The organism is Providencia sp. 6390 (assembly GCF_058148425.1).
Genome location: NZ_JBYVYL010000001.1, coordinates 803,963 through 830,660 on the forward strand (window position 1 = coordinate 803,963; position 26,698 = coordinate 830,660).

Here is a 26,698-nt window from a genome sequence, read left to right on the forward strand (position 1 = left end):
GGGTAATATAATGAATTTGTTAGCTAAACTGAAAATTGATCCTTTTTTATTAATCATGATTTGTGTTGTCGTGATTGCTAGCTTGTTCCCTTGTGAGGGGGAAATTAAGGTAGCTTTCCAATATTTAACGACTGCTGCAATCGCACTGCTCTTTTTTATGCACGGTGCAAAACTCTCTAGGGAGTCGATTGTTGCTGGGATAGGGCATTGGCGGCTACACTTGATGGTGTTTTCTAGCACATTCATTTTATTTCCAATTATTGGGCTAGGCCTGCATTTTATGGTGCCATCATGGATGTCACCGACTGTTTATATGGGCTTTCTTTACTTGTGTGCATTACCTGCAACAGTACAGTCAGCGATTGCATTTACTTCTGTTGCCGGAGGCAATGTTGCTGCCGCAATTTGTAGTGCATCAGCCTCAAGCATACTTGGCGTGTTTTTATCTCCGATACTTGTTGGGTTATTAATGGATGAAGACGGTAGCCAAGCTATGGATACACTCAATGCGATAGGCGCGATTCTATTGCAATTGATGTTACCATTTGTAGTGGGGCACTTATCTCGACCGCTGTTAGCTAATTGGATGAGCAGAAATCGTAAGTTAATTAATATTACAGATCGGTCATCGATACTGCTGGTTGTTTATGTGGCATTTAGTGAAGCGGTTGTAGAGGGTATTTGGCAAAGGATTGATGCGTTTTCGTTATTTATGATAGCGGTAGTAAGTTGTATTATCTTACTAATTGTTATGATGTTAAATACTATTGCCGCTCGGTTGTTTAAATTTAGCAAAGAAGATGAAATTACTATTGTCTTCTGTGGTTCGAAAAAAAGCCTTGCCAACGGAGTGCCAATGGCGAATGTGCTTTTTCCATCCTCGGTGGTTGGCGTGATCCTATTACCACTAATGATATTCCATCAAATTCAGTTAATGGTTAGTGCTGTTCTGGCACAGCGTTATGCCAAACGTCTAAATAAATAAATTATTTATCAACCGAACAATTTAAGCTTGTTCGGTTACATGCCTTATTAGTTACAACATACTTATGTTTGACCAATAAAATAAACATAAACAACTGAGTTTTTTAACCGTAAAACAGGGCAGAAAGGGAGCTTCCGCCCAATAAATAAAGGGCTAGCGTAAGGCCGCTTTGTGCCTTAATTGCTGCTTTTCGCTGTCACTAAGAAACGACATAGCTAAACCATTGATTTGAGCCTGCTCGATTTCAGCTTGAGTCAGCCCTGCTTGAGGCGCTGCAACTTCATATTCATAGGCTAATTCAATGCCTTCAACGGCAGGATCATCCGTATTGATTGATGCAATGACACCATGCCGTAAAAACATTTTAAGTGGGTGTTCAGCCAATGAGGGAACTGTACTAGTTTGAATATTAGAGGTTAAGCAGCTTTCGATGCCTATCTTATGTGTTGCTAAATACTCAATAAGTTTTGGATCTTCACTAGCTTTCACTCCATGACCAATTCGTTGTGCTCCAAGTTCTTTGATTGCATGCCAAATACTTTCAGCACCAGCGGCTTCACCTGCGTGTACAGTGATTTGTAAACCAGCATCACGTGCCTGCGTAAAATGGCTATGGAATAGCGCGCCAGGAAAACCAAGTTCATCACCGGCAAGATCGAGCGCACATAGTTTGTTTCGATGGGCTAATAAGCCAGCTAATTCTTTAGAACAAGCATCTTGGCCAAAGGTACGGCTCAAAATACCAATTAGATTTACTTTTATATCATATTGCTGGCAGCCAGCGGCAATACCATCAATGACGGCTTCAACAACACCTTCAACTGGAAGTTGATGTTTCATCGCCATATAGTAAGGAGAGAAGCGAAGTTCAGCATAATCAATACCTGCATTATAAGCATCTTCAACATTTTCTTGAGCGACGCGTTTGCAAGCATCTAAGTCAGCTAAAACGGCAACGCCCCAATCTAATTTTTGTAAAAAACCAACTAAATCAGCTTCTTGAGTGATAACTTGCACATGAGGGCGCAGGCTTTCAATTTCATTAGCTGGCAAAATAATATTGTGCTGTTGTGCGAGAGAAAGAATTGTTTCAGGGCGGATATTACCATCGAGATGACGATGAATGTCTGTGAGTGGGAGTTGTTTGTTGATCACTGAATATCGTTCCTATGTTTTATAGTGGTGTTCTAGTATAAATGCAAAAACGCCAGCTTAAAAATAAAGCTGGCGTTTGTTCAGTATTTTAACTAATTAATATTAATTAGTTAGCAGACGGTGCTGCTGGTGCTGCAACCTCAGCACCTTCTGCTGGCGCTTCTTCAGTGCCCATTTCAGGTTCTGCTAAGTCTTCTTCATAGCCCATATTGTCTTCTGGGTTAGACATAACTTTCATCTTAGTTAAGAAATCAGCAAGTGTGTACTTATCAGCGTTGAAGGTGATATCGTTGCCTGCAAACTTGATAGTCATTGTCAGGTCGTTACCATTTTCAACCATCCAAGGTGATTTCTTCTGTTTTGCTTTTTCAGCACGTTGTTCATCAGTCATGAACATTTCTTCAAATGGAGAAGAGAACATGTCTGAAGTCAGCATAACTTGTGCTTGTTCAAATTCAGCAGTTGCTTGCTCTACATATTGTTTCTTAGTTGCAGCATCTACTGGTTTACCTTGATCTAAAATAGCTGCTTGAGCCATTAACTCAATTGCCATTGGTTTGTTCAGGGTAAAGTTAAAGTCGAAAGAGGTTAGTAGGCTCTTAACAGCTTCATCAACTTTATTCGCCATTGCTAATGAAGTTAGCTCGTCTTGATCCCATTTGTTGAAGGTCATGCTTAAATCTACTGAGCTTTGACCTGCATCGTTTTTCCAGTAAGCCGGGCTGATAGAGAAAGTTGGTTTGCTTTGCAGTAACTCAGGCAATGTTTTGGTCATCATATCCATTGCAACTTGTTCAGCTGCCGCAGATGGGTCTCCTGTTGCCAGACCTTCAGCTAATGCTTTGTTATACTGTTCAACAAATTTACCCAGTGCTTTTGCATCGAGTTTATCGATTGAAAGAGCGACTTTACCTGAACCTAAGTTTTGCTCTAAGGCTTTCAGTTCATCAATGCTATAGGAAATGCTACCTTTAACATTTTCTTTTTCAAGGACAGTATCAGAAGCGACAACCAAGTTTTTGAAGGAGAACTTAGTTTCTGGAATATTGACATCAGTGTCAGCAATAACTAACTCTTGCTTACCGGTATAGAAACCGTATTGAGATTTCGTTACGTTAGTGGTTAATTTTAACCCTTTTAACGCCATACCTTCAGTTTTATCTGCTTTTTGAACCACTAGGTTATCAGTGATAATTGATGCATCTACATCAGCAAAATCAGAAGAGGTATTAAACGCCAGTTTAGAACCGCTGAAAGAGATACTTGCATCTTCTTTAGAGTATTCGATTGGTAGCAGGTCTAAATTAGAGTCGATACTTTTGCTATAACCAACAACAGCAGTACCTGAAATGAAAGGCTTGCCTTTAGTGACATCAAATAGCTCTTTAGTGAATGCGTTATTCGCTAGTTCAACATGAGCAGCACCCAGTTTTGGAACTAAATTAAATTTAGCAACTTGTGACAGTGGGAACGGCCCATGCTCAATGTTGGTGTTGAACACCACAGTCTCATCAGCACCATTAGATTCTGCTGCTGAAATAACGATGTTTGCTTGTGAAGAGAACACACCACGTTTAAAGTTTTCTACTTTAAACACAATACCCGCTTCTGGGGCATTTGCAGCAAAGAACTCGTTAGTGTTGCTGATGATTTTATTCAGTTCATTTTCAACTTTAGAGCCTGTATACCACGATGCACCGCTCCAAGCCGCACCAACAGCAACAATCACACCAACTGCAACTAATGACTTTTTCATTATAAACATCCATCCTTTCAGCACGTTTTACTAACGTACTATAAAAATTTACAAGTTTCATCCAACCGTCTATTGCGTGCAATCAAGACGAATAAAACACAAAAAATACATTAAAGGTTATACACGCGAGCGAGTTTACCCACACCTGTGACATAAACTTCTTTTTCAAAGGCAGAAAGAAAAATAGATTCTCCTGAACAGATCTTTAATTCATCATCGCCTGATTTCAAAACTAACTCGCCATCTATGCAGAATAGGATAGAAGCGGTTTCATTAGTTATGTTTATCTCCGTGTCGTTAATAGAATATATACTAAATGCAAAATCTTCTACTGGTATATGATATTTACAGATATTTCCTGATTTTTCTGGTTCACTAAGTAAACTTTCTTGGGTTTTAGAGATAAAATCGACATTAGCAATCAATTCAGGAACATCGATATGCTTATTTGTTAAACCAGCACGCAACACGTTATCGGAATTAGCCATGATTTCCAAACCAACGCCTTCAATATACGCATGAGGGGTTCTTGCATATAAGAACATAGCTTCGCCTGGTTGTAATTCAATGATATTTAGCAACAGAGGTACAAACAATCCGGTATCTTCGGGATACAGGCTAACCATTTGTTTTATGGTATTCCACGGTTCACCTTGACGACTATTTAATGCAGCTTTTAATACCCCTAAGGCGAGTTCCTTTTGTTCTCCCGTCAAACTGAGAATTTGTGCAAATAATTTAGCCAGTTTATCTTCACTTGGTGATTGAACAAAAAACTGAATTTCTGGGTGAGCAGCGGAAACAAAATCAAGGAGCTCAGCAATTTCGTCTAATGGGCGAAAGGCATTCATGGCCTTAAACGGAGTGAGTGCATAAATTAATTCAGGTTTATGATTATCATCTTTATAGTTGCGAACTGACGAATCTAACGGAATTCCTGCCGCATTTTCTTTTGCAAAGCCAACTTCTGCGTAAACTTTATTAGGGTGAACCTGAACAGATAGGGGTTGAGCGGCACAAAGCACTTTGAATAAGAATGGTAAACGAGACTTAAAGGTCTCTGCAATTTTTTCACCTAAAACTTGGGATGGATTTTGGGCGATGTAATCGATTAATGAGAGTTTCTGCCCTGTTTTTTCGTCAATAACGTAAGAACTCGCTTTTGGATGAGCCCCCATCCATAATTCAGCCATTGGCAAATGTTCTGGGTTAGGGATGGAGTACAATTGGGTCAGCGCCGTTTTACTTCCCCAGTCATAATTTTGAACTTTATTAATCATTTTTAGCATGGACAAACTCTCTTTTTCTAAAAATCAACTTATTTCCTTTTGACTACAATACAATAAACACGGTTAAGTCGCATTATTGAAATTAAATATGTGGCATTATAGGTTCGTTGTCATTGGCTTACCTGCAAGCTAATGATTCTAAAACCGATTATTCTGTGTATGTACTTAAGGAGATAGTAATGGCAGCCACTCGCATTGAAAAAGACTCAATGGGACCAATCGAAGTACCTGCTGACCAGTTGTGGGGCGCGCAAACTCAGCGTTCTTTAGAACATTTCCGTATATCTGTAGAAAAGATGCCTGTTGCATTGATCCATGCATTAGCAGTCACGAAAAAAGCGGCGGCGAGTGTGAACATGGATTTAGGATTACTCCCTAAAGATCGCGGCGATGCAATAATTGCAGCTGCCGACGAAGTTTTAGCGGGTAAACATCCTACTGAATTCCCTCTTGCTATCTGGCAAACAGGTTCTGGTACGCAAAGCAACATGAACATGAACGAAGTGCTAGCGAACCGTGGTAGCGAGATTTTAGGTGGACAAAGAGGAAATGATCGCCTTATTCACCCTAATGATGATGTTAACAAAAGCCAAAGCTCAAATGATGTGTTTCCAACAGCCATGCATGTTGCGGCCGTTGTTGCTATTCGCGAGCACTTATTACCTGAACTGAAAGCCTTGCATAAAGTATTAGATGCGAAAGCAAAAGAGTTCAAAGACATCGTAAAAATTGGTCGTACCCACCTGCAAGATGCAACTCCACTGACTTTAGGCCAAGAAATTTCTGGCTGGGCAGCGATGCTAGCTCACAGTGAAAAACACATCGAAAACTCAGTACCACATGTTTGTGAATTAGCGCTAGGTGGTACAGCGGTTGGCACAGGTTTAAATACACATCCTGAATATGCGGTGCGTGTTGCGAAAAAAATTGCTGAACTGACAGGGCAACCATTCGTGACTTCACCTAATAAATTTGAAGCACTAGCGACTTGTGATGCATTAGTTCACTCCCATGGTGCACTGAAAGGCTTGGCGGCTTCATTAATGAAGATTGCTAATGACGTTCGTTGGTTAGCGTCAGGCCCACGTTGTGGTATTGGTGAAATTTCAATCCCTGAAAATGAACCTGGTAGCTCAATCATGCCAGGCAAAGTTAACCCAACTCAATGTGAAGCACTGACTATGCTATGCGCGCAAGTAATGGGTAATGATGTTGCTGTTAACATTGGTGGTGCTTCTGGTAACTTTGAATTGAACGTTTTCCGTCCAATGCTAATTGATAACTTCCTGCAATCTATCCGTCTATTGGCTGATGGTATGCGTAGTTTCAATGAGCACTGTGCAATTGGTATTGAGCCAAACCGTGAACGTATTGAAAAATTACTGCACGAATCGCTGATGTTAGTTACTGCGCTTAATACGCATATTGGTTATGACAAAGCGGCTGAAATTGCTAAGAAAGCACATAAAGAAGGACTAACACTGAAACAAGCAGCATTGAAACTTAATTATCTGACTGCTGAACAGTTTGATGAGTGGGTTCGTCCAGAAGATATGGTTGGTAGCATGAAAAGTTAATTAGCAAATTTGCTAGTTAGCCGTAAAAAAGCACTTGTTTAGCAATAAGCAGGTGCTTTTTATATTAGTATCAATAGCTTTAATAATTAATCAACGTTATTAAATCATGGCGAATATTTTTTGTAATATTAATGTGATATCTTTTTTTTCAACTGTTAGTAGAGCAAATTGTGTTTATTTCATATTTCACAATGAAGAAATTTTAGCAAAGAATATAAACTACCCATTTGCCAATATAAAATTTAAACCTAGCGAGAAACCTTAAAATATCTGTCTAGTTTTGATGTATCCACCGAGTGATAAAGTAGATAAAAAAATGCTTCTTGAACTATATTTCCAAATATAAGTTAATCCGAGGGATTATTAGCTCGACTGGTTTTGAACGAGGACGATTACGCAAGGTAATATTGTCAGCGTGATAATCGGGTAGAACTCCTAATACTATCTCTTCATAAGATTTATCTACTGCAAATATAATTAAAGGGTTAGCGCAAGCTAATTGAGTTTGTTTTTGTTGAACGCTATCCCAAACACGGGCAATAGGTTGAACCTTTACAGGGCGCTGTGTTTTTAATACGACATCGTCATTTAATTTACTGATCAACAATATTTCTTGTTCAATTTGACTTTGCCAATGTTCTCGAGACATTCCTAATGGTGAGCGATTACTCTCTAGTGAGTCTTGTAACTTATTTAAAACTTGTTCTTTGGTGACTTTATTTATAACCTTTTTATTTGCCCACCCAAACCTTACTGTGTCCACATCTACTAAATAAGTTAATGAACGATAAGTATTGAGAGTCAGTAAACCATGTAAGCTATCATGAACAAATTCAAAACGCTGTGACTCATCAATGCCTGATTTTTGAGTGACGATTTGTTTGATTTGTTTTTTTAATTGATTAATTTCATCTAATTGCGATTGAAGCTTTCGATAAACGGGATAGGGGGTACTGACACATACAGCGCCAGGTAAACGAATAGCCGATTTGTTACTGGTTGATTCTGATTTATCTTGAATGAATAACAGATTATAATGATCTGTTATTAGTTTCATAGCCGATAAACCCGTTATTTTTTCAACCTGAATTTGATTAATTTCTTTGTTTTCATCGCCTTTTAAGATGTCCGGCAAACGAAACACAACTGCTGTGAAGTCGGTTATCTGAGATAGTTGTAAACTAAATTCGGCAATTTGATTCTCTAATTGTTTGAAACTATCTAGAAGGTCATATTTGGCTTTATTCATTTATAGCTATCCATTTAGTTACAACATGCATTAGTTATTAAAAACAGAATACCAAACATTCAACATTGTGCAAAATAAAAATTTAACCAGCAATAAAGGGGAGCTATTTTCCCCTTAAGTGACCTATTTAATATCAACATCGATAACTTGGTAAAATGCATTGGAGGTATCTGTAATACTCCAAATTGCTAGTATAACCTGATAGCCTTTGTTTTCTGCTGGTAATTTACAATTATGGACTACATCTGTCTGTGGATTACTCGGCTCTTTGTATTGACAAAAAGGGGTTAAAACAAGCTGCTTACGAGTCAACGGCTGATCAGCGTTCCAGCCAGGTTTAGTAATAAAATATTCCCATTTTGCTGTAGCATGACGCCTAGTTAAATGCCATTTAAACGTTAATTGAGGGTTAGTAATCTCGTTTTTTAACCATCGTGATGATGTTTGTGCATTCAATGCACCAAATCTATCAAGCCCAGCACTGGCAATTTTACCATCTTTAGGTCCATTTTGTGGAAAACCTTTTAGACCCTCAAGGGATTGAGGTTCATATTGTACAAAGCCACACCCTGTATTTTGTTGTAGTTTACATAAATAGGCACGGCTCATCGGTCCCTCAACGTACCCATGAGCAAATACAGCGGTAGAAAAGCAAAGTAAAAATGAGAGTAAAAATAAGTTTTTCATATGTTGTCCTCATTAAGATTGAAGACAACATCTTCTCTTAATCAAACGCTCTAAATAAATTCCATCGTTTGATAGGTATTAATAAATGAAATACATTAAGAATTAATGATTTGCTTAACAACTAACTTTTAATTTATAGCCAATCAACATGCCGATGACCAACAATACAGCAATAAACAAGGCAACACCTGACCATCCAAATTTTAACCAAAACACCCCCCCGACAGTACCTGCGATACTAGAGCCTGCGTAATAGCTAAATAGATAAAGAGATGATGCTTGGCCTCTTGCACGTTTAGCTCTATGACCAACCCAGCTACTGGCAACTGAATGTGCAGCAAAGAATCCTGTCGTTAATACGGTCATACCTAGTAAAATAACCCAAAAATTTGAAAATAAGGTTAATAAAATACCGATAAGCATAAGTGTCAATGCGGCAAGAAGGACTTTGGCTAAGCCGAATTTGCGGGTTAGACTCCCTGATTTAGATGCACTGTATGTGCCTGTTAAATAAATAATAGACAGCATACCAACCGTGGCTTGGCTAAAATGATAAGGAGCTTCTAATAAACGATAACCAATATAGTTATACATTGTGACAAAACCACCCATCAATACAAAGCCTTCAATAAACAGCCATGGCAAACCTTTATCCCTGAAATGAAGACGTAAGTTTACCCATAGGCTTTTAGGCTTTAATGAACTAGCGCGAAAATGCTGTGAAGGTGGTAATAAGCGCCAAAAGCCTATTGCAGCAACTAACGCTAAGCTACCTAATAAAATAACCGCAACTCGCCAAGAGTAGAAATCTGCGATCACACCAGTTACAAGACGGCCGCTCATACCACCAATTGAATTACCACTAATGTACAACCCCATCGATAATGCGACATAGCTAGGGTGAATCTCTTCACTTAAATAAGTCATTGCAACAGCAGCAACACCACTTAATGACAGGCCAACCAGCGCTCTCGCTATTAATATTCCTTGCCAGCTTTGCATGAAGGCACTTAATAAAGTAAACAATGCGGCACTGGTTAATGCGACGACCATTACATTTTTACGGCCAATCGCATCCGATATAGGTCCAGTGATCAGCAATCCTAATGCCATGAGCCCCGTACTTAATGATAAAGCAAGACTGGCTGTTGCCGGTGATACGTTAAAATCTTCTGATAACATTGGTAAAATTGGTTGCACAAAATAGAGCAGAGCAAATGTTGCTAATCCAACAGTGAAAAAGGATAGTGTTACTCTCAAGTACAGTGAATCATCACGTTGGATATAGTGTTTTTTCGGAGTAGGGTTATTTTGCTTTCCGTTAGCTGTGTTTTCAGTGGTAAGACGATTTGTTGGTGTATGTTCCATAAATGTTCCTTGTCATAACAACCCAATTGATTTCGATCAAAGATAGAAACTTCCGAGTTTTTTGTCTAATATATTAATAATTCCAAATAATACTTTTAAAATATCAAAATAAAAATGGCTATTGAATTAAGACACTTACGATATTTCATTGCTGTTGCAGAAGAACTTCATTTTGGGCGAGCAGCTGAACGATTGCATATTTCTCAACCACCGTTGAGTCAGCAAATTCAAATACTTGAAGAACAAATTCATGCGAAACTATTAGAGCGCAATAATAGAAACGTTTCGTTGACACCGGCAGGTAACATGTTTCTTAAAGAAGCCTATCAAATTTTGTCACAAGTCGATGCTGCTGCAACTAAGGCAGCGAGAATGGAAAAAGGTGAGTTAGGGGAGTTATCAATAGGTTTTACCTCGACGACGCCTTTCATGAATAAGGTCACAACAAGTTTACGCCAATATCGTGAATCATTCCCTGAAGTGGCTATTCACATGCATCAGATGAACACTAAACAACAACTAGCGCCATTACTAACTGGTCGGATTGATATTGGGATCATGCGAAACACGGCATTACCCGAACATTTAGATTACCAATTACTCTTTAAAGAGCCTTTTATGGTCGCCGTTTATGAAGGTCATCCATTATTAAAGTATGAAAAGACGGGGATCGATATTCACTTATTAGCGGATTACCCTCTCGTATTTTTCGAAAGAGAAGTGGGCACTGCTTTGTATGATGAAATCCATAATTTGTTAACCTCCGCCGGTATTACACCAACAATATCGCAAGAGGCAGGGGAAGCGATGACAATTTTGGGATTAATTTCAGCAGGAATGGGGATCTCTATTATCACAGAATCTTTCACACGTATGAAAATAGATGGTGTCAGATATATCAAGTTTTCTAACATTGAAGCAGCATCAGAAGTATGGTTAGTCTACAATACTCGTAGAGCATTGCCCGCAGCGGCTAAAAAATTGACCGATTTGCTCATTAAAAATATTGTTGGCTGAACGAGCGCAAATGAAGGTAGCCATTATCACCCTAACTTGATGTATAATGAACATTCGTTGAGGTATAAGTGATTACGCCTAGCTGCATCTCGAATTATTTTGAGTATATACAATGGGATTTAACAGTTTATTATGGAAAACCAAACGGGGCATATTGATCAGATTAAGCAATTAAATACTGGTATTGTTTACCGAGTCATTGATCAATATGGGCCAATTTCCCGAATTGCATTATCAAAGCAGTCGCAACTGGCACCAGCAAGTATTACTAAAATTACCCGTGAATTGATTGATGCGCACTTGGTTAAAGAAATTGAGTTCCCTGTACTAGGTTTACGTGGGCGTCCTGCAATTGGCTTAGTGATAGAAAGCGAAGGATGGCAATTTTTATCAATTCGTCTTGATAATAAATCGATTAGTCTTTCACTTAAAGAGATCAATACACAGACTATCATTGAGCAAGATTATCCTTTTAATGTAAAAGGTAATGACGAATTTTCAAACACGATTGCAGCATTAATTAGTGATTTTTTTTCAACCTATGCACATCAATTAGAACGAGTGACTGCAATTAGTATTCTGCTCGATGGCTTAATTGAACCGTTCTCTGGGTTCATTTATAAGTTAGCGAACCATGATATTAATAATTTATCACTTGGGGATTTTTTGACTGAGCAAACAGGGTTGCCAACCTATATACAACCGTATGTTAATGCATTAGCGTTAACCGATTATTTTTCTTTGCATACCAAAAGAATAGCAAAAAATATCATTTACTTACAAATTGATGATGTTGTCAACGCCGCTATTATCAATAATGGGATTGCATTAGACAGTAATACTCGGCGTGCAATACATTTTGGTCATGTAAAAATTGAGGATGGTAATGAAAGTTGTTATTGTGGCAGAACAGGGTGCCTAGAAAGCGTCATTTCGATCCCTGCAATTTTGACTAAACTGGTTAAATTGAAAGATAGCTATCCGTCATCTAGCCTAACTAATGGCCATATTACATTTGAAAGCTTCTGTAGCGGTGTTGAAAACCTAGATCCTCTTTGCTTATTTGTATTGGAATATGTTGCTCAAACACTTGCTAAACAACTTTCTCAATTAATAAACATCTTCGGCACAGAATTAATTCTAATTAATTCTCCTTTGAATAATATTTCAACTCAGTTCAATTTTCTTTTACACCAATATTGTACTTATCAATCAATTCCTCTGTATTGTGATAAATTACATATGGAAAGTTCTATAATCACCAAGAAAGACAGTGAAACTGCATTAATTTTGCAAGCACTTTATGACGGTTCGTTATTGCTTCAGTTACTACAAGGTTAATGGCTGTTAATAAAATTATTGTTATTAACTAGAAAATTGAGCTAACGCAAACTTAAGAGTTCCCCATTCCCATAAACTGGTCCCATATCATTTTTCACTGCGAATTATGCAGTCGTCTGTCACTTCAGGATAGAAAATAACCATGATGAATCTATTTGTTACCGGGACAGATACAGATGTCGGGAAGACAGTATCCACATTAGCGATATTGCAGGCACTTAATAGTCAAGGAATTAAAGCCGTAGGCTATAAGCCTATTGCAGATAAATGTATTGATACCCCAGAAGGAATGAGAAACAAAGATGCATTGCTCATACATGGCGCATCGCAACAACTTGTTTCATATGATGATGTAAATCCTATTAAAATCAAAGACAACTATAATCATGAAAATCGTATTGACTTCAATACGATAAAACAAGGCTTAGAAAATCTAAATAGCCAGTGTGATACAGTTGTCATTGAAGGAAATGGGGGTTGGCGTTATTTATTAGATGACAATACATTTTATACCGATTGGTTAAAAGACCAAAAAGTAGGTGTAGTACTGGTTGTGGGTATTCAACATGGCTGTGTTAACCATACTTTATTAACGGCTGATGCAATACGCGCCGATGGTTTGCCACTTGTTGGTTGGATTGCTAACCGGATCAACCCTGGTTTAGGCCACTATGCACAAATTATTAACCGGCTACAGCAACACTTAAAAGCGCCATTACTCGGAGAGATCCCTTATTTATTAAGGCCGGAAGAAAAAGAACTCTGCCAATATCTGGATAAAGATAGATTGAAAGAGTTTATGTGTGAGTACGCTTAGCAAAAATGAGTAAATTTAAATGGGCACTTAAATAAGTGCCCATTTACTATTAATGACGCGTATAAAGAATTTTATAGGTCTCATTTTGACAGTGACCAACGACTTGGCCCTGAGTTTGATCTGCTTCATCATTTGAAACTGCAACTAAACTAAAATTATCAGCAGGTACACCATTATTAATAATTTTTTGTTTAATCTCTTCAATCACACTTTCACATGAAGCTTGAGCGAGTACAGGCGCAAGCAGAACAACTAGTGCAGGTAATATAAATCTCATTTTCATAATAACTCCTTAATTGACTAATGAGTTATGGGCGAACAATAGGGCGTCCGGTATTAACATCAAGGCAGCGTTGAGTACTTGGCTCCCAATAAGCATTCAAATTAAGGCTTTTTTCACATGCATCTTTAGCATCGAATGCAGCATCAATTTTGTCGAACTCTTTTTCAGTACGAGAGTTAACTTTGGTACGCAGTTTACGCGTTTGATCCCATTGTTCCTTTTCTTGACGGGCTTGTTCCTTTGTCAAAGTACTATCAACGTTACCAGAAGTAACACAAGTGCTTCCAGCAGTACAGTTGACACTAGCTGCTTGTGCTCCCACCAATGGAAGACACAGAAGTAATGCAGCTAAACCATGTTTAATAAACTTTGATGATGAGTTCATTTTAATTCCTTACTTTAGTTCCATTCTTACCATGTAACCATAAAAATTGACTTAAGTCCTTTAGAAAAGTACGAAAGATCACGCTTCTTTATGAATAGTCAAACCAGCAAAAGTCTGACAAACAGGCATCAATTCCAAAGTATTAACGTTCATACGAGCAGGCAAACTAGCGACCCAGTATACAGTTTCAGCGATATCATTAGGTGTTAATGCATCTGCGCCTTTATATATATTTGCGGCTTTGTCGTCATCACCTTTAAGACGAACATTTGAAAATTCAGTTCCACCGACTAAGCCAGGTTCAATATCTGTAACACGTATTTTTTTACCTTGAAGATCAGCTCGCAATCCTAAAGAGAATTGTCTAACAAATGCTTTTGTTGCGCCATAAACATTTCCACCTTTGTATGGCCAATTGGCTGCTGTTGAACCAATATTGATAATATGTCCATGATTGTTAGCCACCATTGTTTGCAGAACTTCATATGTCATATTGACTAAACCTTTAGTATTGGTATCAATCATTGTTGCCCAATCATCTGGATTAGCATTGAATGCTGGCTCTACACCTAGAGCTAATCCTGCATTATTAACAAGGACATCAATATTTTTCAATGAAGCAGGTAGCTCGGCGATCGCGGTTTGTATTGCTTGTCTATCTCTTACATCGAGAGTCAAAGGATAAAAACTATTACCTAATTCTTTTTGTAATGCAGCTAAGCGTTCAGAGCGACGGCCAGTACCAATGACAGTCGCACCATGTTGTATAAAACGACGAGCAATTGCTTCACCAAAACCTGATGTTGCACCTGTAACTAAAATAATCATCATTACCCCTGTCAAATTGTTATCGATTAGTATTACATCATTCTAGCGCTAGCGGCATCGTTCTACAAATTACCGATCATAACCCGATGATATGTTTCTCTTTTGGATATTTAAGGATGTAATTAAGCGGAATTTCAGTTTGTTGATTGGGTTTCAGTATCAAGTCCCACTCAATTTCACCATTTGTTTTATCTAATTGACCGTTTCCATATTCGATATCCGTAATTTTAATCTCGCTATCTTGGCTAACAGGTAACTGATCATAAACTACAAGGTTTATATCATTATTACGGTTGTTTTTAACTTTAATAATATAGCTTTCTTTTTGCTCAATCGTTGAACCAATAAAAGTTGGTTTTTTGCGTAATATCTCGTTATTTACACGGCTTATTTGGATATTTTTGTCTGCACCAAAAGGTACATCTAGTGTTTTTGTCAGCTGATCGGTCGTCAATTGATAACTACCCACAAAATTATTCATCAAATAGATATTTGCTGGGCCATTGAGCAAATTAAGGCTTTCCCAATTATCAATTTCAGCTTGTAGATAAACCTCTTCAGCCAATTTTGGTGCTGCAGTATAACGATATTTAGCATCAACATCTTGTTGCTTAATCGTAATTGATTTGGATTGAGGTGCACTCGTTAAACTATAAGGTAATTCGATATTGTAGCTAAGGTTTACACCATTGGTGTCGGTTACCACATAATCAGCGATACCTGAATTAACTTTCTTAGCACTCATTCTAGCAATTGGAGCAGGGGCTGATGGCGCCATTTCCATCATCATTTTGCCTCCGGCCATATCTGCCATTTGCTCATTATAAACAGATAAATACCAAGGCGATAAAGTAGGGGGAATAATATTACGTGTAGGGTTAGTTGATGAAAGGGATAATTTAACCTGATCCCAGTTAATACCCGTATTTTGAATAATGTCTGCTTTATAAGTTAACAGTAATGGTTTATCAATCTCTTTTGCTCTTATATCATAAGAGGGTGACCAGCCTGCATCAGGGGTCATATAAGAAACTAACATACCTGTAGTCATGTTTTTAGGTGCATCGACAGTAAGCACAATTTCTGTTTGAGAATTCGTATTAGCTGGCATTTTATTTTCTAATTGCGCCTGTAATAGCTCAGCTTGCTCGGTTAGCTTTTTTATTTCTTGTTCATGTACGCGCTGTTCGCTGAGAATTGATGCCATTTGTTTACGAATAAAATCGAGTTTTAATGAAGATTGCTCTAAAGATAATGAATTAGATTCACCAAAAAATCGCTGATCTTTAAGCAATGCAAGTTGTTCATCATTAACTTTTACGTTGATATTGACATTTGCAATCTGGCTTTCTATATCATTTATTTGATTTATCAATGCTGTGATATCAGCAGAATACGATGGATTTACAGGTACTTGCTGTAAGTTAACTGAACGAATGAGGACATCATCGCTTGCAAAATTAATCGATAAACTTTGCTTATCTATATTTTGAGCCACATTCGTTAGAATTATTTGACTTTGACCAGCAGGAAGTTCCAATTCAGCACTATTGTTAAGCTCTGCACCACGCAAAAATATAGTGGCTTGATTCAGTTTTAACGCTTTATTTATTGGATGCATTTCATTAGCGAAGGCTTGTAACGAAAAAAATGCTGAGAATAATATGAACCCTTTAGTCAATCTTAATGCAATAGGCATGTTTAGCTCCAGAAATGCGTAAAAAGTCACTGATTACAGGCATCATATTTCATCTAGCAATATCTAGATAACAGAATAAGCCTAAATATAGTGCTTATCTGGTATGCAATTAACTACTTATAAAATATCATGATCATATTCTGCAAAAGTTCATAATAAGGAAGAACATGCAACTAGAATTTAAAAAACTGACTGAAATAGAACCGAGTAAGTTCGTCGAATTAAACAACCATCCTGAAGTTCTCCGACATATGCCACTAGGCAGCCCTGATTTTAATATTGAAAAAAGCCTCGCTTGGGCTAAAGAAAAAGATTCACAATGGGATATTCATGGTTACGGCCCTTGGGCCTTTGTTGTTGATGGAGAATTTGTAGGTTGGGGAGGGTTACAAAAAGAAGATGACGATGCAGATCTCGCATTGGTGCTTCATCCTAAATATTGGGGAATAGGAAAAATGATTTATAAAGAAATCATTCGCCGAGCATTTGATGAAATGAACCTTGAGAGTGTAACCATTTTACTACCATTATCCAGAGCAGCTAAAGCAGTATCCCGTTATGGTTTCCAGTCTGATGGCACCAGTATGTGTGATGGTATTTGTTTTCAGAGATTTAGATTGTTTGCAGGATGTTGACAACTATTAGACGCTTCAGCATCTAACATTTTAGCGAATGTGGCGATATCAATATTTGATTCAATTAAGGTTTCATTAATGAGTTCGCCGACGTGTGGCGGGTTATGCATTTTCATTTGAACTTACCATGAAGATCTAAGATTGAGCTAATGATAACAGATGATGGAAAAAACATCGATTTAGAGCCTAAACAAGCCAACATGATTAACCAGCCAGAACGCTGGATTTCTTCATTTCATGCTTAGGTTCGCATAATGCATATTATGTTAAATAAGATATTGCATCAAGAATCGTTCTTGATCGTTCAATCATTGTTAACACCCTATTGACTTAAATTCATGTTCAGCTTATTTATATGCGCTTAATAATAACCTAGCCTATAGCCTATGCTTCGGATATGCCGCAATGAAAGAATATAAATCGAAAGACCCTTTACATGGAGTTACACTAGAAATGCAAGTTAATGCATTGGTTGATAGATACGGTTGGAGCCAACTTGGGCGAATTATAAAAATAAACTGCTTTAACAAAGATCCGAGTGTTAAATCGAGCTTAAAGTTTCTTCGTCGAACGCCATGGGCAAGAGCTGAAGTTGAATTACTCTATCTGGATATGATAGAAAATAATTCGATTGATAATACTGAATCATATTCTAATGATCCTTGGTGTAACTCACGGCGTTAAAAGTAAACAATAATATTAACGTTTACTAATAAGTATCTTGACGCACAAACGTCAACCTTCTCCATCAGATAGCCCCCCAATATCACCTTTAAATTTAGCAGTCTTACTGGTTAATATATTGATTTAATTTAAAAAATAACGAGCATTATCGGTTGAATACTCGTTATTAACTTAAGATTGGTTAACATCAACATTAAATATTGACCATGCTTTGATTGCATTTAGGATAACCTGATTAAGTTTATCAATATTAGCGCCATCACAGGCTTGTATTGTTAAACCATTAATGACTGTAATATAAAAATCAGCGATTGCATGAATCGGTGCATCTGGGGCAATATCACCTTCTTCAATGCCCTGCTCTAATCTCTTTAGTAAAATCTCTTGGTAGTTTTGTCGCTTTTCATGCACATTTTGTGATACTTCTTCGATTTGTTTTGTCCCATTCATTGTAGCCGTAATTAGCATGCAGCCTGCAGGTTTATCAGGTTGCGCCAATCGTTTCGCAGTATCATACATTAGTAATTCAATTGCGACCTTAGCCGTCTTTGCTTGCTTCATAATAGCAAGAATAGGACAAGCCTCATGAGTTAAATAATAATCAATGCATTGATTAAACAAGGCTGCTTTATCACCAAAAGCGCAGTATAAACTAGGTGCAGTGATCCCTAGTGCTCTAGTTAAATCACTAATAGATGTGGCAACATAACCATTTTCCCAAAACAGTAACATCGCTTTAGCTAAAGCATCTTGCTGATCAAAGCCTTTTGGCCGCCCGCGTTTTGTTTGAGTCATATACTTGTTTTCCAACAGTTAATTTATCACTTCTCATTTATTTTATAGTGATCGCTACAAAATAAATTGACAGCCATCATGTTTCCATCAAAAATAGCCTAATTCTATAGTGACCGCTATAGAATTATATATCAACTAACAACAATAACCTAATAAGGTGAACATATGGCTATACCTAACCTTTCTACACACAATGGTAACTGGCTTTCGTTAATTTCTGCAACTTTTGCTTGCTTTATTATTGTTACTGGTGAATTTTTGGCCATAAGTGTCATCAATAATATCGCGCATGACTTTCAAATTTCTGTAGGTACAGCAGGCTTAACCGTTACTGTGACATCTATTGCAGGTATGGCGTCTGCGTTATTAGTCCCTATTTATGCCAAAACACTAGATAGGCGGCAAGTACTACTATTTTTAGTTGTTTTAATGATGATTGCTAATGGAATTACTGCACTAGCAACTAACTTTTATCTTGTTTTACTAGGCCGATTTATCCTAGGCATTGCTCTGGGCGGGTTTTGGGGAGTCGCTGCTGGCTTAGTGTTACGCATCGCACCAAAAAATATGCCTGTTACGACTTCTGTTACGATTTTTTTCTCTGCGGTTACATTAGTCACTATATTCGGCGTGCCACTAGGTTCTTGGCTAGGTAACCTATATGGTTGGAGAGTCCCCTACTTTATTTTAGTGTTCCTTGGCGCTGTAGCTTTTGCTATGCAATATCTATCTTTACCGCCCTTAAAACCGTCATCGACAATGCAATGGAAAGAGCTATTATTACTGCCTTCTCATCCTATTGCTCGCAAAGGTTTGATCATATTTTCATTAATATTTTTAGCCCACTTTGCCGCATATAACTATTTTACGGTCTTCTTTAAAGAGACTATAAGCTTTTTAGATGAACAAATATCTGCATTATTATTAGTTTTTGGTATTGCCAGTTTTGTCGGTAATGTATTAGCAGGCTATGTTGGTAAGTTCAATGTTCGCTATAACTTTGTAATTAGTGCATTTTTGCTTTCCATTACATTTCTTGCATTCTCTATTTGGCATTTTAACTGGTTTAGTAGTGCTATGATTGTCTTTTTATGGGGGATTGCAGCAGGAATGATACCAGCAACCATTAATATGTGGATGCATGTTCATGTCCCTGAATTAGTTGAAAAAGGTTCCGCACTAATTACCTTTATGTTTTTAATTCTAATTACTATTGGTAGTTTAGTGGGGGGCTATATCATGGATAATTTCAATGGTTATATACTGATGGCAAGTATGTTGCTCATAGCGTCATTAGCTTTTGTCTTAATATTCACATTGACTCACCGCCTAAAAAATACGCAAAGGCAGATTGTTCAATGTCCATAAATATAATTTTTTCGGTGTTTTAAATATTTAGTATGCCAATTAATTATTGATTGGCATACTATTTATCTAGGTATAGAAAATATATATTTTATAATAAGAACCGAGAGAAAAAATGAAAACCTCCATTAAAAACATCAACAATAAATTTATTTTTAAAGAAAAAAATAAAAATAATTACCCAGTATTTAATAAATCATACCGGTATTTTTTCTTATGATGTAAATACAACAAAGATTCCATTTGAAAGATAGCGGCATTACGCCGCTATTTGCTTTAAATATTAAAGAAATGGATAATCTGTATAGCCTTCAGCACCACCGCCGTAGAAACTTTCAGGACGTTGTGGATTAAGTTCAGCTTTTAATTGAAGTCGAGCCACTAAATCTGGATTGGCAATAAAATCACGACCGAACGCAACTGCATCAATTAATCCTTTATCAACCAATGATGCTGCTTTTTCCATAGTGTAAGCGCCAGCACCAATGATCACACCACTGAAGCGTTCACGAACTTTCTGACGGAACTCGTCTGTATAGGGTTGACCACCCGCCCAATCAGGTTCAGACATATGGATATAAGCAATCTTACGTTTTTCAAGCTCTTCAATTAAGTACAAAGCATCTTCTACTTCATTTGGGCCATTATCCGTATTTTGGAATGATCCAATTGGTGAAATACGAATTCCAATACGCTCTGAACCCAATTCATCACTAACTGCATCAACAACCTCTAAAAGGAAACGAGCACGATTTTCTCTACTTCCACCATACTGATCTGTTCGATGGTTAGCAGACGGCGATAAAAATTGGTGTAATAAATATCCATGTGCTGAATGCAGCTCAATCATGTCGAAACCCGCTTCGCGCGCATTAGCAACAGCCTGACGAAAATCATTAACAATAATTGGTATTTCAGCAGTCTCTAAAGCACGAGGGGTCGATGTATCAACTCGAATAGCGTGACCATTTTCATCACGCAGTGATGTTCGAGTTCCTGCATTAATAGCTGATGGTGCTACAGGGGCTTGCTGATTTGGCTGCACACTAGTATGTGAAATGCGTCCGGTATGCCATAGCTGCACAGCAATATGTCCTCCTGCTTTATGTACTCCAGACGTAATTTTTTGCCACGCCGCAATTTGCTCTACACTATGAAGTCCTGGAGCTCCTGCATAACCTTTAGCTTGGGCCGAAATTTGAGTGGCTTCAGCGATAATCAAACCTGCCGTTGCTCTTTGCTGATAATATTCGGCCATCAATGGAGTTGGAACATCACCTGGTTCTATACTGCGCAATCGAGTTAATGGCGCCATGAATATGCGATTTGGTGCAGTAAATGCACCTACTTTAATCGGTGTAAATAGTTTTTCTTGTGACATGTAACCTCCAAAAATTAGACCGGTCGACTAGTAACTTGGCAAATAAAAACGCCTATTCACTTTCAGGCGCTGTAATTAATTTTTCAACATATAAAAGTGCACTTTTTATAGGCTCATCACTACGTAAAATTTTAGCCTGTAAATTTGCACCGAGCCATAAAGAATAAAATACTTGTGCGGTTGAATATGGATCTCCATGAAAAAAAAGTGACTTCTCTTCACGACCATTCTCTAAGACTTGTGCTAATAAAGCGATGACTTGGCTAACGCCTGAGTTCATTGCGGCATTCATGTCTTCAGATAGATCACAGACTTCGGCTGACAATTTAACCGTTAGACAGCTATTAACATGGTTAAATAAACAAGTATTATTTAAAATATTTCCATAATAACTCAGAAAGCGATCTCGATAGTTCCCTTCCCCATGCTCAAAATGCGCTAACAAATTTTGCAAATAGCCGGCATAGTAGCGTTCCAACATAGCAACACCAAACGCCTCTTTTGAGCGAAAGTAATGGTAGAATGACCCTTTAGGCACTTCAGCGGTTTTTAACAGTTCACTTAGCCCCATTCCAGTAAAGCCAAGGTGAAGGCAGAGCTGTTCGCCGGTGATTAAAAGGTGTTCACGAGTATCGTGTTCAGTTTTTCTGTTCATGGAGGCACTATAGTAGACCGCTCGGTCTAATGCAAGTGCATTCTATAGAAAGATTGGTAATAAGTTACACAAAACAAAAAATTAAAATAAAAACAAAAAGATAGGGAAAGTATGAATTTTGGACTTATTGATAAAACGATTCGAGAGCAAGTGAGATCGGCTCGTGACATTATCCAGAAGAATATCGGAAAACAGCTTATCAGTATTCATCTATATGGGTCTACATACTGGCGAAATTGAATCCAAATCAGTAGCTGCGGATTGGTTATTCGAAAGGATTTCAGAGCCTTCACATCAGTAATTAATTATGGCTGCGAAACAAACATATTTAACCGGTGATACATTTGATGCGTCAGATAAACAATCAATTGAAAGTTGCATATTAACTCTCAAAGCACAATATCATCGTTTAATTGAAGTGCAAAATGCGGATCACTACGTGCCATAATCGCAGTACAAGAGTATAGTGACCACTTGTTTAGCTAGGATTAACTACAGTTGTTATTATGGAATTAACGCGCTCACAACAAAATATCCGACAGATATTAGCCACCGATACTCCGTTAATTGATGTTCGTGCACCTATTGAATTCACTCAAGGTTCAATGCCTGCTGCTTATAATTTACCATTAATGAATGATGAGGAGCGTTCTGCGGTGGGGACATGCTATAAACAGCAAGGCTCTCAAAAGGCAGTTGAGCTTGGTCACCAATTAGTCAGCGGTGAAATTCGTGAAATGCGAATGGCCGCTTGGCAGAATGCCTGTATTCAATACCCTCACGGTTATATTTGCTGTGCTCGTGGCGGGATGCGTTCACATATTGTTCAGCAATGGCTTCGTGATGTTGGAATCGACTATCCACTCGTGAGTGGTGGCTATAAAGCAATGCGACAAACAGTTATTGAGTCGACCCAAGAACTACTGCAACGCCCAACTATTTTAATTGGTGGATGTACAGGTAATGGTAAAACAACCCTAGTACGTGAGTTAGCTGATGGTATCGACCTTGAAGGTTTAGCCCACCATAGAGGTTCATCGTTTGGTCGAACTTTACAGCCTCAATTTTCACAAGCAACATTTGAGAATCATCTAGCCGTTCAATTATTAAAGAAATCTTCGCAGACTTTGCGTTGGCTATTTGAAGATGAAAGTAAAGCGATCGGTGCAAATAGCTTACCTGAACCATTACGTCATAAAATGGGAACATCCTCATTGGTTGTTGTTGATGACCCCTTCGAAAAGCGTTTACAGCGATTACAACATGAGTATTTTGATAACATGACTCATGATTTTCTGAGCACTTATGGTGAAGAGCAAGGCTGGTTAGCCTATAGTGAATATTTACATCATGGTTTATCTGCCATTCGTCGTCGTTTAGGCTCACAACGTACCTTAGAACTAACTGGGTTATTAGATATTGCATTAGTTGAGCAGAAAAAAACAGGATCAACAGAAGCCCACTTTACTTGGCTATGCCCTTTGCTTAACGAATATTATGACCCTATGTATAATTATCAGTTGAGCAAGAAACAAGAGCGGATCATTTTCCAAGGTAATTATTCGGAAGTGCTAGCTTGGTTAATAGCACATTGATTTTAAAATTCTCTAAAGATGATTTTATATTGAAATAATAAATCACCTTTAGAGATAAAATTTCATAGAAATATATATTATCAAGTCTATTTAATAGACAAAGTGTTATGATTTATAACAATGAAGAAAATAACAATACTATTGAGTGCTGATTATAAAAGGCCTAGGATGAATTTACTTATAAATCCTGAGCAAAACTAAAAATAGAGGCATATATGAGTACAATAGTTATATTAGATGATAATAATTTCGATAATACAATCAAGAGCCATGATATTTGTGTCGTTCAGTTTTATGCTCAATGGTGTTCACCATGCATGTCTATTGCTCCGTTATTCAATAAAATAGCTGATGAAATGAAAAACAAATACTTCTTCGCAAAAGTAGATGTTGACAGTTCTGACTATATTGTTAGTAAGTATAATATTTCAAACGTTCCAATCACCCTTTTATTTCAAAGTGGTATTCTATTGGACCGGTTATTAGGTGCTTACTCATACACTCAGTTCGTCACATTTTTAAATAAAAATCTAAAATAAGCGCTTTTTAGTCTATTGAGTTTAACGCTCACAAAAAATCACATACCTCACTAATAAGTGGGATATGTGATATAAAATTATTTTACAGCTGTTGGGTCAATCTTTTCTGCATGAATGCCATACAATTGAATCACTCGCTGAATTTCTGTTCTTAAAATAATATTATCATTCGCTAACAATTATAGTCACTACAGTATGATAATCACCATAAACCAGTTGATCCGCTTCAGCCATTTTTTCGAATAAACAATGTTAATCAAATTATAATTTAGCGCAAACCTCGGCGATGATTATTTGATGACCAACTGAACGTTTCATCACTTGAGACTAACTTATCTTTTTTCTTTTGTGCCCTGACTTTTTTGGCTGCTAGCTCTACTTCTTTGGATATTTCAGTGACTATTTCCGTTTTTACCCTACTGTGTTCCGCATTGGTTAACTCACGCCCCAACTTTTTTCTTTCCTGACCCAGCCGTGTTTTTACTCTAAACAGCTGTGCTTCGGTCATTTCTTGCAGCGTTAACATCTTCATTTTATCACCTCGGTCATCGCGTAGGAGATTATAATATAACATTGAACACCCCCTACTGACTATGAAGAATATCAATAGTTAACCTACATTTTGGTAGAGCTTTATATGATGCCATGATTATTTATCATGGCATCATATGTGTTGCTTAGCTTATTTTACCACTTCTCCGCTTGCAACTACCGTTTTACGCACTTGCTGTGCAAACTCTTGAGCTTCCTTAATAATGGCTTTTTCATCAACCGTTAATAACTGACGGTCTTTCATCAACACTTTTCCATCGACAATGGTATGACGGACATCACCACCATTTGCGCCATAAACCAGTGCAGCATATGGACTATACATTGGCACCATATTTGGTGCTTTAGTATCAACAACAATAATGTCAGCTAATTTACCAACTTCTAAAGAGCCTATTCTGTCTTCCATATGCAATGCTTTAGCTGAACCCATTGTCGCCATTTCAACGACCGTCAATGGCGGCATTGCTGCACGGTCTTTATTCTCTAGTTTATGGATTTTTCCAACTAGCCCTAATTCGTTCATTGTGGTTAACGTATTACTTGACATCGGACCATCAGTACCTAGGCCAACACGAACGCCCTTTTCTAGCATTTTAGTGACAGGCGCAACACCTTTCGCAGATTTAGTATTTGCACTGATATTATGGGCGACACCAACATCATATTGTTTTAATAAATCAATATCTTTGTCATCCACCATAATGGCATGAGCCGCGATGACTTTATTATTTAGTGCACCGATATCAGCCATGTATTGAACAGGACTTTTTCCGCCCGTACGTTTAGCTATTTCCTCTTTTTCACGATCAGTTTCAGCTAAATGGATTGTAACAGGGACATCAAGTTGTTGTGAAAGCTTGGCTATTTGCTGTAAATGTTCAGTTGTATTGGTATAGGGGGCATGAGGAGCGAATGCAGGTGTAATACGTGGGTGATCTTTATATTGGTTAATAAATTTCATCGCATAAGCGATACCTTCATCGGCATTTTTGGCATCTGCAACAGGAAATTGGATGACTGATTCACCAAGAACAGCTCTGTTCCCCATCTTATCGACAGATTTAGCGACTTCGTCTTCAAAATAATACATATCAACATAAGTAGTAACGCCACCTTTAACCATTTCTACGTTACCGAGGTTCGCTCCCACTCGAACCATATCACGTGAAACCAATTTATTCTCAAGAGGGAAAATATATCGATGGAGGCGATCAGGTACATCATCAGCTAATGAACGAAACACGGTCATCGAGGCATGCGTATGGGTATTGATTAAGCCTGGCATAACAATATCACCATCAACATTCAACACTTCTGTCGCTTGATACTCTTTTGCGAGCTCAGCATCACCGACTGCAATAATTTTGTTATCTTTTATCACGATGGTACCATTTTCAATCACCTTATTTTGCGGATCCATCGTGAGAACAGTTCCATCGACAATCATTAATGAGGCATCTTTGAGAGCATAGCTGGAAAAAGAGGCAGCAATGATGGTTAATGCAAGCACTGATTTAGAAAAAGACATAATGACCCCATAAGAAATAAGATATTTAAATATGATACCCTTATGGATAATAGAGATAAACATGCATATGACAGTTAAAGTCCTATAATACCTATAGCTAGTAATAGTCCAAAAATTAAACATATTCCTGAGCTGGTATACCAAAACAAATCACTGTTACCTTTAAAGCGTGATTTCAAGATCGGAAAAGCCATTGATCGTAGTAAAAATACAGCAGTGACCAAGGAAAGAATCAATTTAGTAAAAGGTAACAAATTTCCTTGCGCGGCAAAAAAAGCATAAGCTGCGATGACGGTTAAAACAGTGCCTACCACAATAGCGGTAAAGTGTGGATACCAGTGCCCCTTTTTCGCCATCTCAACAATAGCGTCTCCTGCCCCTAAGAAACGGTAACTTGCAGCGCCTAAAAATAAACAAGCAAAATGAAGTAATGCAGCACAGAAAATCACACCTGCGGCACAATATAAGGCAAAAATCGAATATAACGGTATCATAAAGTAACCAATTTAAGATTGAGGTGAAACTGTTAT

The 26,698-nt window shown here is 37.7% G+C and carries 27 protein-coding genes; 11 read left to right on the forward strand and 16 right to left on the reverse strand.

Annotation, left to right across the window (positions count from 1 at the left end; genetic code table 11):
* The first annotated feature begins 10 nt into the window (after positions 1-10).
* Positions 11-985, forward strand: coding sequence for a bile acid:sodium symporter family protein (locus AC3Z9T_RS03915; protein WP_490124886.1), 975 nt, complete (start codon positions 11-13; stop codon positions 983-985).
* A 153-nt stretch (positions 986-1,138) separates the two neighbouring features.
* Here AC3Z9T_RS03915 and add read toward each other — a convergent pair whose 3' ends face one another.
* The 3 genes from add to manA all read right to left on the reverse strand — a co-directional run bounded on the left by add (position 1,139) and on the right by manA (position 5,185).
* Positions 1,139-2,140, reverse strand: a complete 1,002-nt coding sequence (add, locus tag AC3Z9T_RS03920; protein ID WP_490124887.1) for an adenosine deaminase — start codon at positions 2,138-2,140, stop codon at positions 1,139-1,141.
* Positions 2,141-2,246: 106 nt separating this feature from the next.
* Positions 2,247-3,896: a YdgA family protein gene (locus AC3Z9T_RS03925; RefSeq protein WP_490124888.1), complete on the reverse strand. Its 1,650-nt coding sequence runs from the start codon at positions 3,894-3,896 to the stop codon at positions 2,247-2,249.
* A 110-nt stretch (positions 3,897-4,006) separates the two neighbouring features.
* Positions 4,007-5,185, reverse strand: a complete 1,179-nt coding sequence (manA, locus tag AC3Z9T_RS03930; protein WP_490124889.1) for a mannose-6-phosphate isomerase — start codon at positions 5,183-5,185, stop codon at positions 4,007-4,009.
* Positions 5,186-5,364: 179 nt separating this feature from the next.
* Between manA and fumC the strand changes: the two genes are divergently transcribed.
* Positions 5,365-6,762 (forward strand): class II fumarate hydratase, encoded by a 1,398-nt coding sequence (gene fumC / locus AC3Z9T_RS03935; RefSeq protein WP_490124890.1) that lies wholly within the window; start codon positions 5,365-5,367, stop codon positions 6,760-6,762.
* A gap of 328 nt (positions 6,763-7,090) precedes the next feature.
* Here the strand turns inward: fumC and tus are convergent, their stop codons facing one another.
* The 3 genes from tus to AC3Z9T_RS03950 all read right to left on the reverse strand — a co-directional run bounded on the left by tus (position 7,091) and on the right by AC3Z9T_RS03950 (position 10,066).
* On the reverse strand, positions 7,091-8,011 hold the full coding sequence (gene tus, locus AC3Z9T_RS03940) for a DNA replication terminus site-binding protein (RefSeq protein ID WP_490124891.1): 921 nt from the start codon (positions 8,009-8,011) through the stop codon (positions 7,091-7,093).
* Between the two features lie 123 nt (positions 8,012-8,134).
* Positions 8,135-8,698: a lytic polysaccharide monooxygenase gene (locus tag AC3Z9T_RS03945; protein WP_490124892.1), complete on the reverse strand. Its 564-nt coding sequence runs from the start codon at positions 8,696-8,698 to the stop codon at positions 8,135-8,137.
* Between the two features lie 114 nt (positions 8,699-8,812).
* Positions 8,813-10,066, reverse strand: coding sequence for an MFS transporter (locus AC3Z9T_RS03950; RefSeq protein ID WP_490124893.1), 1,254 nt, complete (start codon positions 10,064-10,066; stop codon positions 8,813-8,815).
* Between the two features lie 114 nt (positions 10,067-10,180).
* Here AC3Z9T_RS03950 and AC3Z9T_RS03955 point away from each other — a divergent pair, with 114 nt between their 5' ends.
* The 3 genes from AC3Z9T_RS03955 (at position 10,181) to bioD (ending at position 13,241) form a co-directional block, all read left to right on the forward strand.
* Positions 10,181-11,083 carry a LysR family transcriptional regulator gene (locus AC3Z9T_RS03955; RefSeq protein ID WP_490124894.1) on the forward strand — a complete coding sequence of 301 codons (903 nt, stop codon included), beginning with the start codon at positions 10,181-10,183 and terminating at the stop codon, positions 11,081-11,083.
* A 132-nt stretch (positions 11,084-11,215) separates the two neighbouring features.
* Positions 11,216-12,424 (forward strand): ROK family protein, encoded by a 1,209-nt coding sequence (locus tag AC3Z9T_RS03960; RefSeq protein WP_490124895.1) that lies wholly within the window; start codon positions 11,216-11,218, stop codon positions 12,422-12,424.
* Positions 12,425-12,566: 142 nt separating this feature from the next.
* Positions 12,567-13,241 (forward strand): dethiobiotin synthase, encoded by a 675-nt coding sequence (gene bioD, locus AC3Z9T_RS03965; RefSeq protein WP_490124896.1) that lies wholly within the window; start codon positions 12,567-12,569, stop codon positions 13,239-13,241.
* 49 nt (positions 13,242-13,290) lie between these two features.
* Here bioD and AC3Z9T_RS03970 read toward each other — a convergent pair whose 3' ends face one another.
* The 4 genes from AC3Z9T_RS03970 to AC3Z9T_RS03985 all read right to left on the reverse strand — a co-directional run bounded on the left by AC3Z9T_RS03970 (position 13,291) and on the right by AC3Z9T_RS03985 (position 16,436).
* Positions 13,291-13,524, reverse strand: a complete 234-nt coding sequence (locus AC3Z9T_RS03970) for a DUF1161 domain-containing protein (protein WP_490124897.1) — start codon at positions 13,522-13,524, stop codon at positions 13,291-13,293.
* Positions 13,525-13,549: 25 nt separating this feature from the next.
* Positions 13,550-13,909, reverse strand: a complete 360-nt coding sequence (locus AC3Z9T_RS03975) for a DUF1283 family protein (protein WP_490124898.1) — start codon at positions 13,907-13,909, stop codon at positions 13,550-13,552.
* Positions 13,910-13,987: 78 nt separating this feature from the next.
* Positions 13,988-14,737, reverse strand: a complete 750-nt coding sequence (gene ydfG / locus AC3Z9T_RS03980) for a bifunctional NADP-dependent 3-hydroxy acid dehydrogenase/3-hydroxypropionate dehydrogenase YdfG (RefSeq protein ID WP_490125138.1) — start codon at positions 14,735-14,737, stop codon at positions 13,988-13,990.
* Between the two features lie 76 nt (positions 14,738-14,813).
* Positions 14,814-16,436, reverse strand: coding sequence for a mucoidy inhibitor MuiA family protein (locus AC3Z9T_RS03985; RefSeq protein WP_490124899.1), 1,623 nt, complete (start codon positions 16,434-16,436; stop codon positions 14,814-14,816).
* Between the two features lie 167 nt (positions 16,437-16,603).
* Here AC3Z9T_RS03985 and AC3Z9T_RS03990 point away from each other — a divergent pair, with 167 nt between their 5' ends.
* Together AC3Z9T_RS03990 and AC3Z9T_RS03995 are read left to right on the forward strand one after the other, a co-directional pair.
* Positions 16,604-17,071, forward strand: a complete 468-nt coding sequence (locus tag AC3Z9T_RS03990; RefSeq protein ID WP_490124900.1) for a GNAT family N-acetyltransferase — start codon at positions 16,604-16,606, stop codon at positions 17,069-17,071.
* A 405-nt stretch (positions 17,072-17,476) separates the two neighbouring features.
* A complete protein-coding gene (locus AC3Z9T_RS03995; RefSeq protein ID WP_490124901.1) occupies positions 17,477-17,755 on the forward strand; it encodes a VF530 family protein in 279 nt (92 codons plus the stop codon).
* 171 nt (positions 17,756-17,926) lie between these two features.
* Here AC3Z9T_RS03995 and AC3Z9T_RS04000 read toward each other — a convergent pair whose 3' ends face one another.
* Positions 17,927-18,550: a TetR/AcrR family transcriptional regulator gene (locus tag AC3Z9T_RS04000; RefSeq protein ID WP_490124902.1), complete on the reverse strand. Its 624-nt coding sequence runs from the start codon at positions 18,548-18,550 to the stop codon at positions 17,927-17,929.
* A 165-nt stretch (positions 18,551-18,715) separates the two neighbouring features.
* On the opposite strand from AC3Z9T_RS04000, the gene AC3Z9T_RS04005 reads away from it, so the two are divergent.
* Positions 18,716-19,918, forward strand: coding sequence for an MFS transporter (locus tag AC3Z9T_RS04005; protein ID WP_490124903.1), 1,203 nt, complete (start codon positions 18,716-18,718; stop codon positions 19,916-19,918).
* A 280-nt stretch (positions 19,919-20,198) separates the two neighbouring features.
* On the opposite strand, the gene AC3Z9T_RS04010 is transcribed toward AC3Z9T_RS04005, so the two are convergent.
* A complete protein-coding gene (locus tag AC3Z9T_RS04010) occupies positions 20,199-21,296 on the reverse strand; it encodes an alkene reductase (RefSeq protein ID WP_490124904.1) in 1,098 nt (365 codons plus the stop codon).
* Positions 21,297-21,348: 52 nt separating this feature from the next.
* Positions 21,349-21,951, reverse strand: a complete 603-nt coding sequence (locus tag AC3Z9T_RS04015) for a TetR/AcrR family transcriptional regulator (protein WP_490124905.1) — start codon at positions 21,949-21,951, stop codon at positions 21,349-21,351.
* A gap of 307 nt (positions 21,952-22,258) precedes the next feature.
* Between AC3Z9T_RS04015 and AC3Z9T_RS04020 the strand changes: the two genes are divergently transcribed.
* The 3 genes from AC3Z9T_RS04020 (at position 22,259) to AC3Z9T_RS04030 (ending at position 24,085) form a co-directional block, all read left to right on the forward strand.
* On the forward strand, positions 22,259-22,399 hold the full coding sequence (locus AC3Z9T_RS04020; RefSeq protein WP_490124906.1) for a hypothetical protein: 141 nt from the start codon (positions 22,259-22,261) through the stop codon (positions 22,397-22,399).
* A gap of 58 nt (positions 22,400-22,457) precedes the next feature.
* Positions 22,458-23,546, forward strand: a complete 1,089-nt coding sequence (mnmH, locus tag AC3Z9T_RS04025; RefSeq protein WP_490124907.1) for a tRNA 2-selenouridine(34) synthase MnmH — start codon at positions 22,458-22,460, stop codon at positions 23,544-23,546.
* Positions 23,547-23,761: 215 nt separating this feature from the next.
* Positions 23,762-24,085: a thioredoxin family protein gene (locus tag AC3Z9T_RS04030; protein ID WP_490124908.1), complete on the forward strand. Its 324-nt coding sequence runs from the start codon at positions 23,762-23,764 to the stop codon at positions 24,083-24,085.
* 268 nt (positions 24,086-24,353) lie between these two features.
* On the opposite strand, the gene AC3Z9T_RS04035 is transcribed toward AC3Z9T_RS04030, so the two are convergent.
* The 3 genes from AC3Z9T_RS04035 to AC3Z9T_RS04045 form a co-directional block, all read right to left on the reverse strand.
* A complete protein-coding gene (locus tag AC3Z9T_RS04035; RefSeq protein ID WP_490124909.1) occupies positions 24,354-24,617 on the reverse strand; it encodes a YjbD family protein in 264 nt (87 codons plus the stop codon).
* A gap of 150 nt (positions 24,618-24,767) precedes the next feature.
* On the reverse strand, positions 24,768-26,168 hold the full coding sequence (locus tag AC3Z9T_RS04040; RefSeq protein WP_490124910.1) for an amidohydrolase: 1,401 nt from the start codon (positions 26,166-26,168) through the stop codon (positions 24,768-24,770).
* Positions 26,169-26,242: 74 nt separating this feature from the next.
* A complete protein-coding gene (locus tag AC3Z9T_RS04045) occupies positions 26,243-26,662 on the reverse strand; it encodes a hypothetical protein (protein ID WP_490124911.1) in 420 nt (139 codons plus the stop codon).
* Positions 26,663-26,698 lie beyond the last annotated feature (36 nt).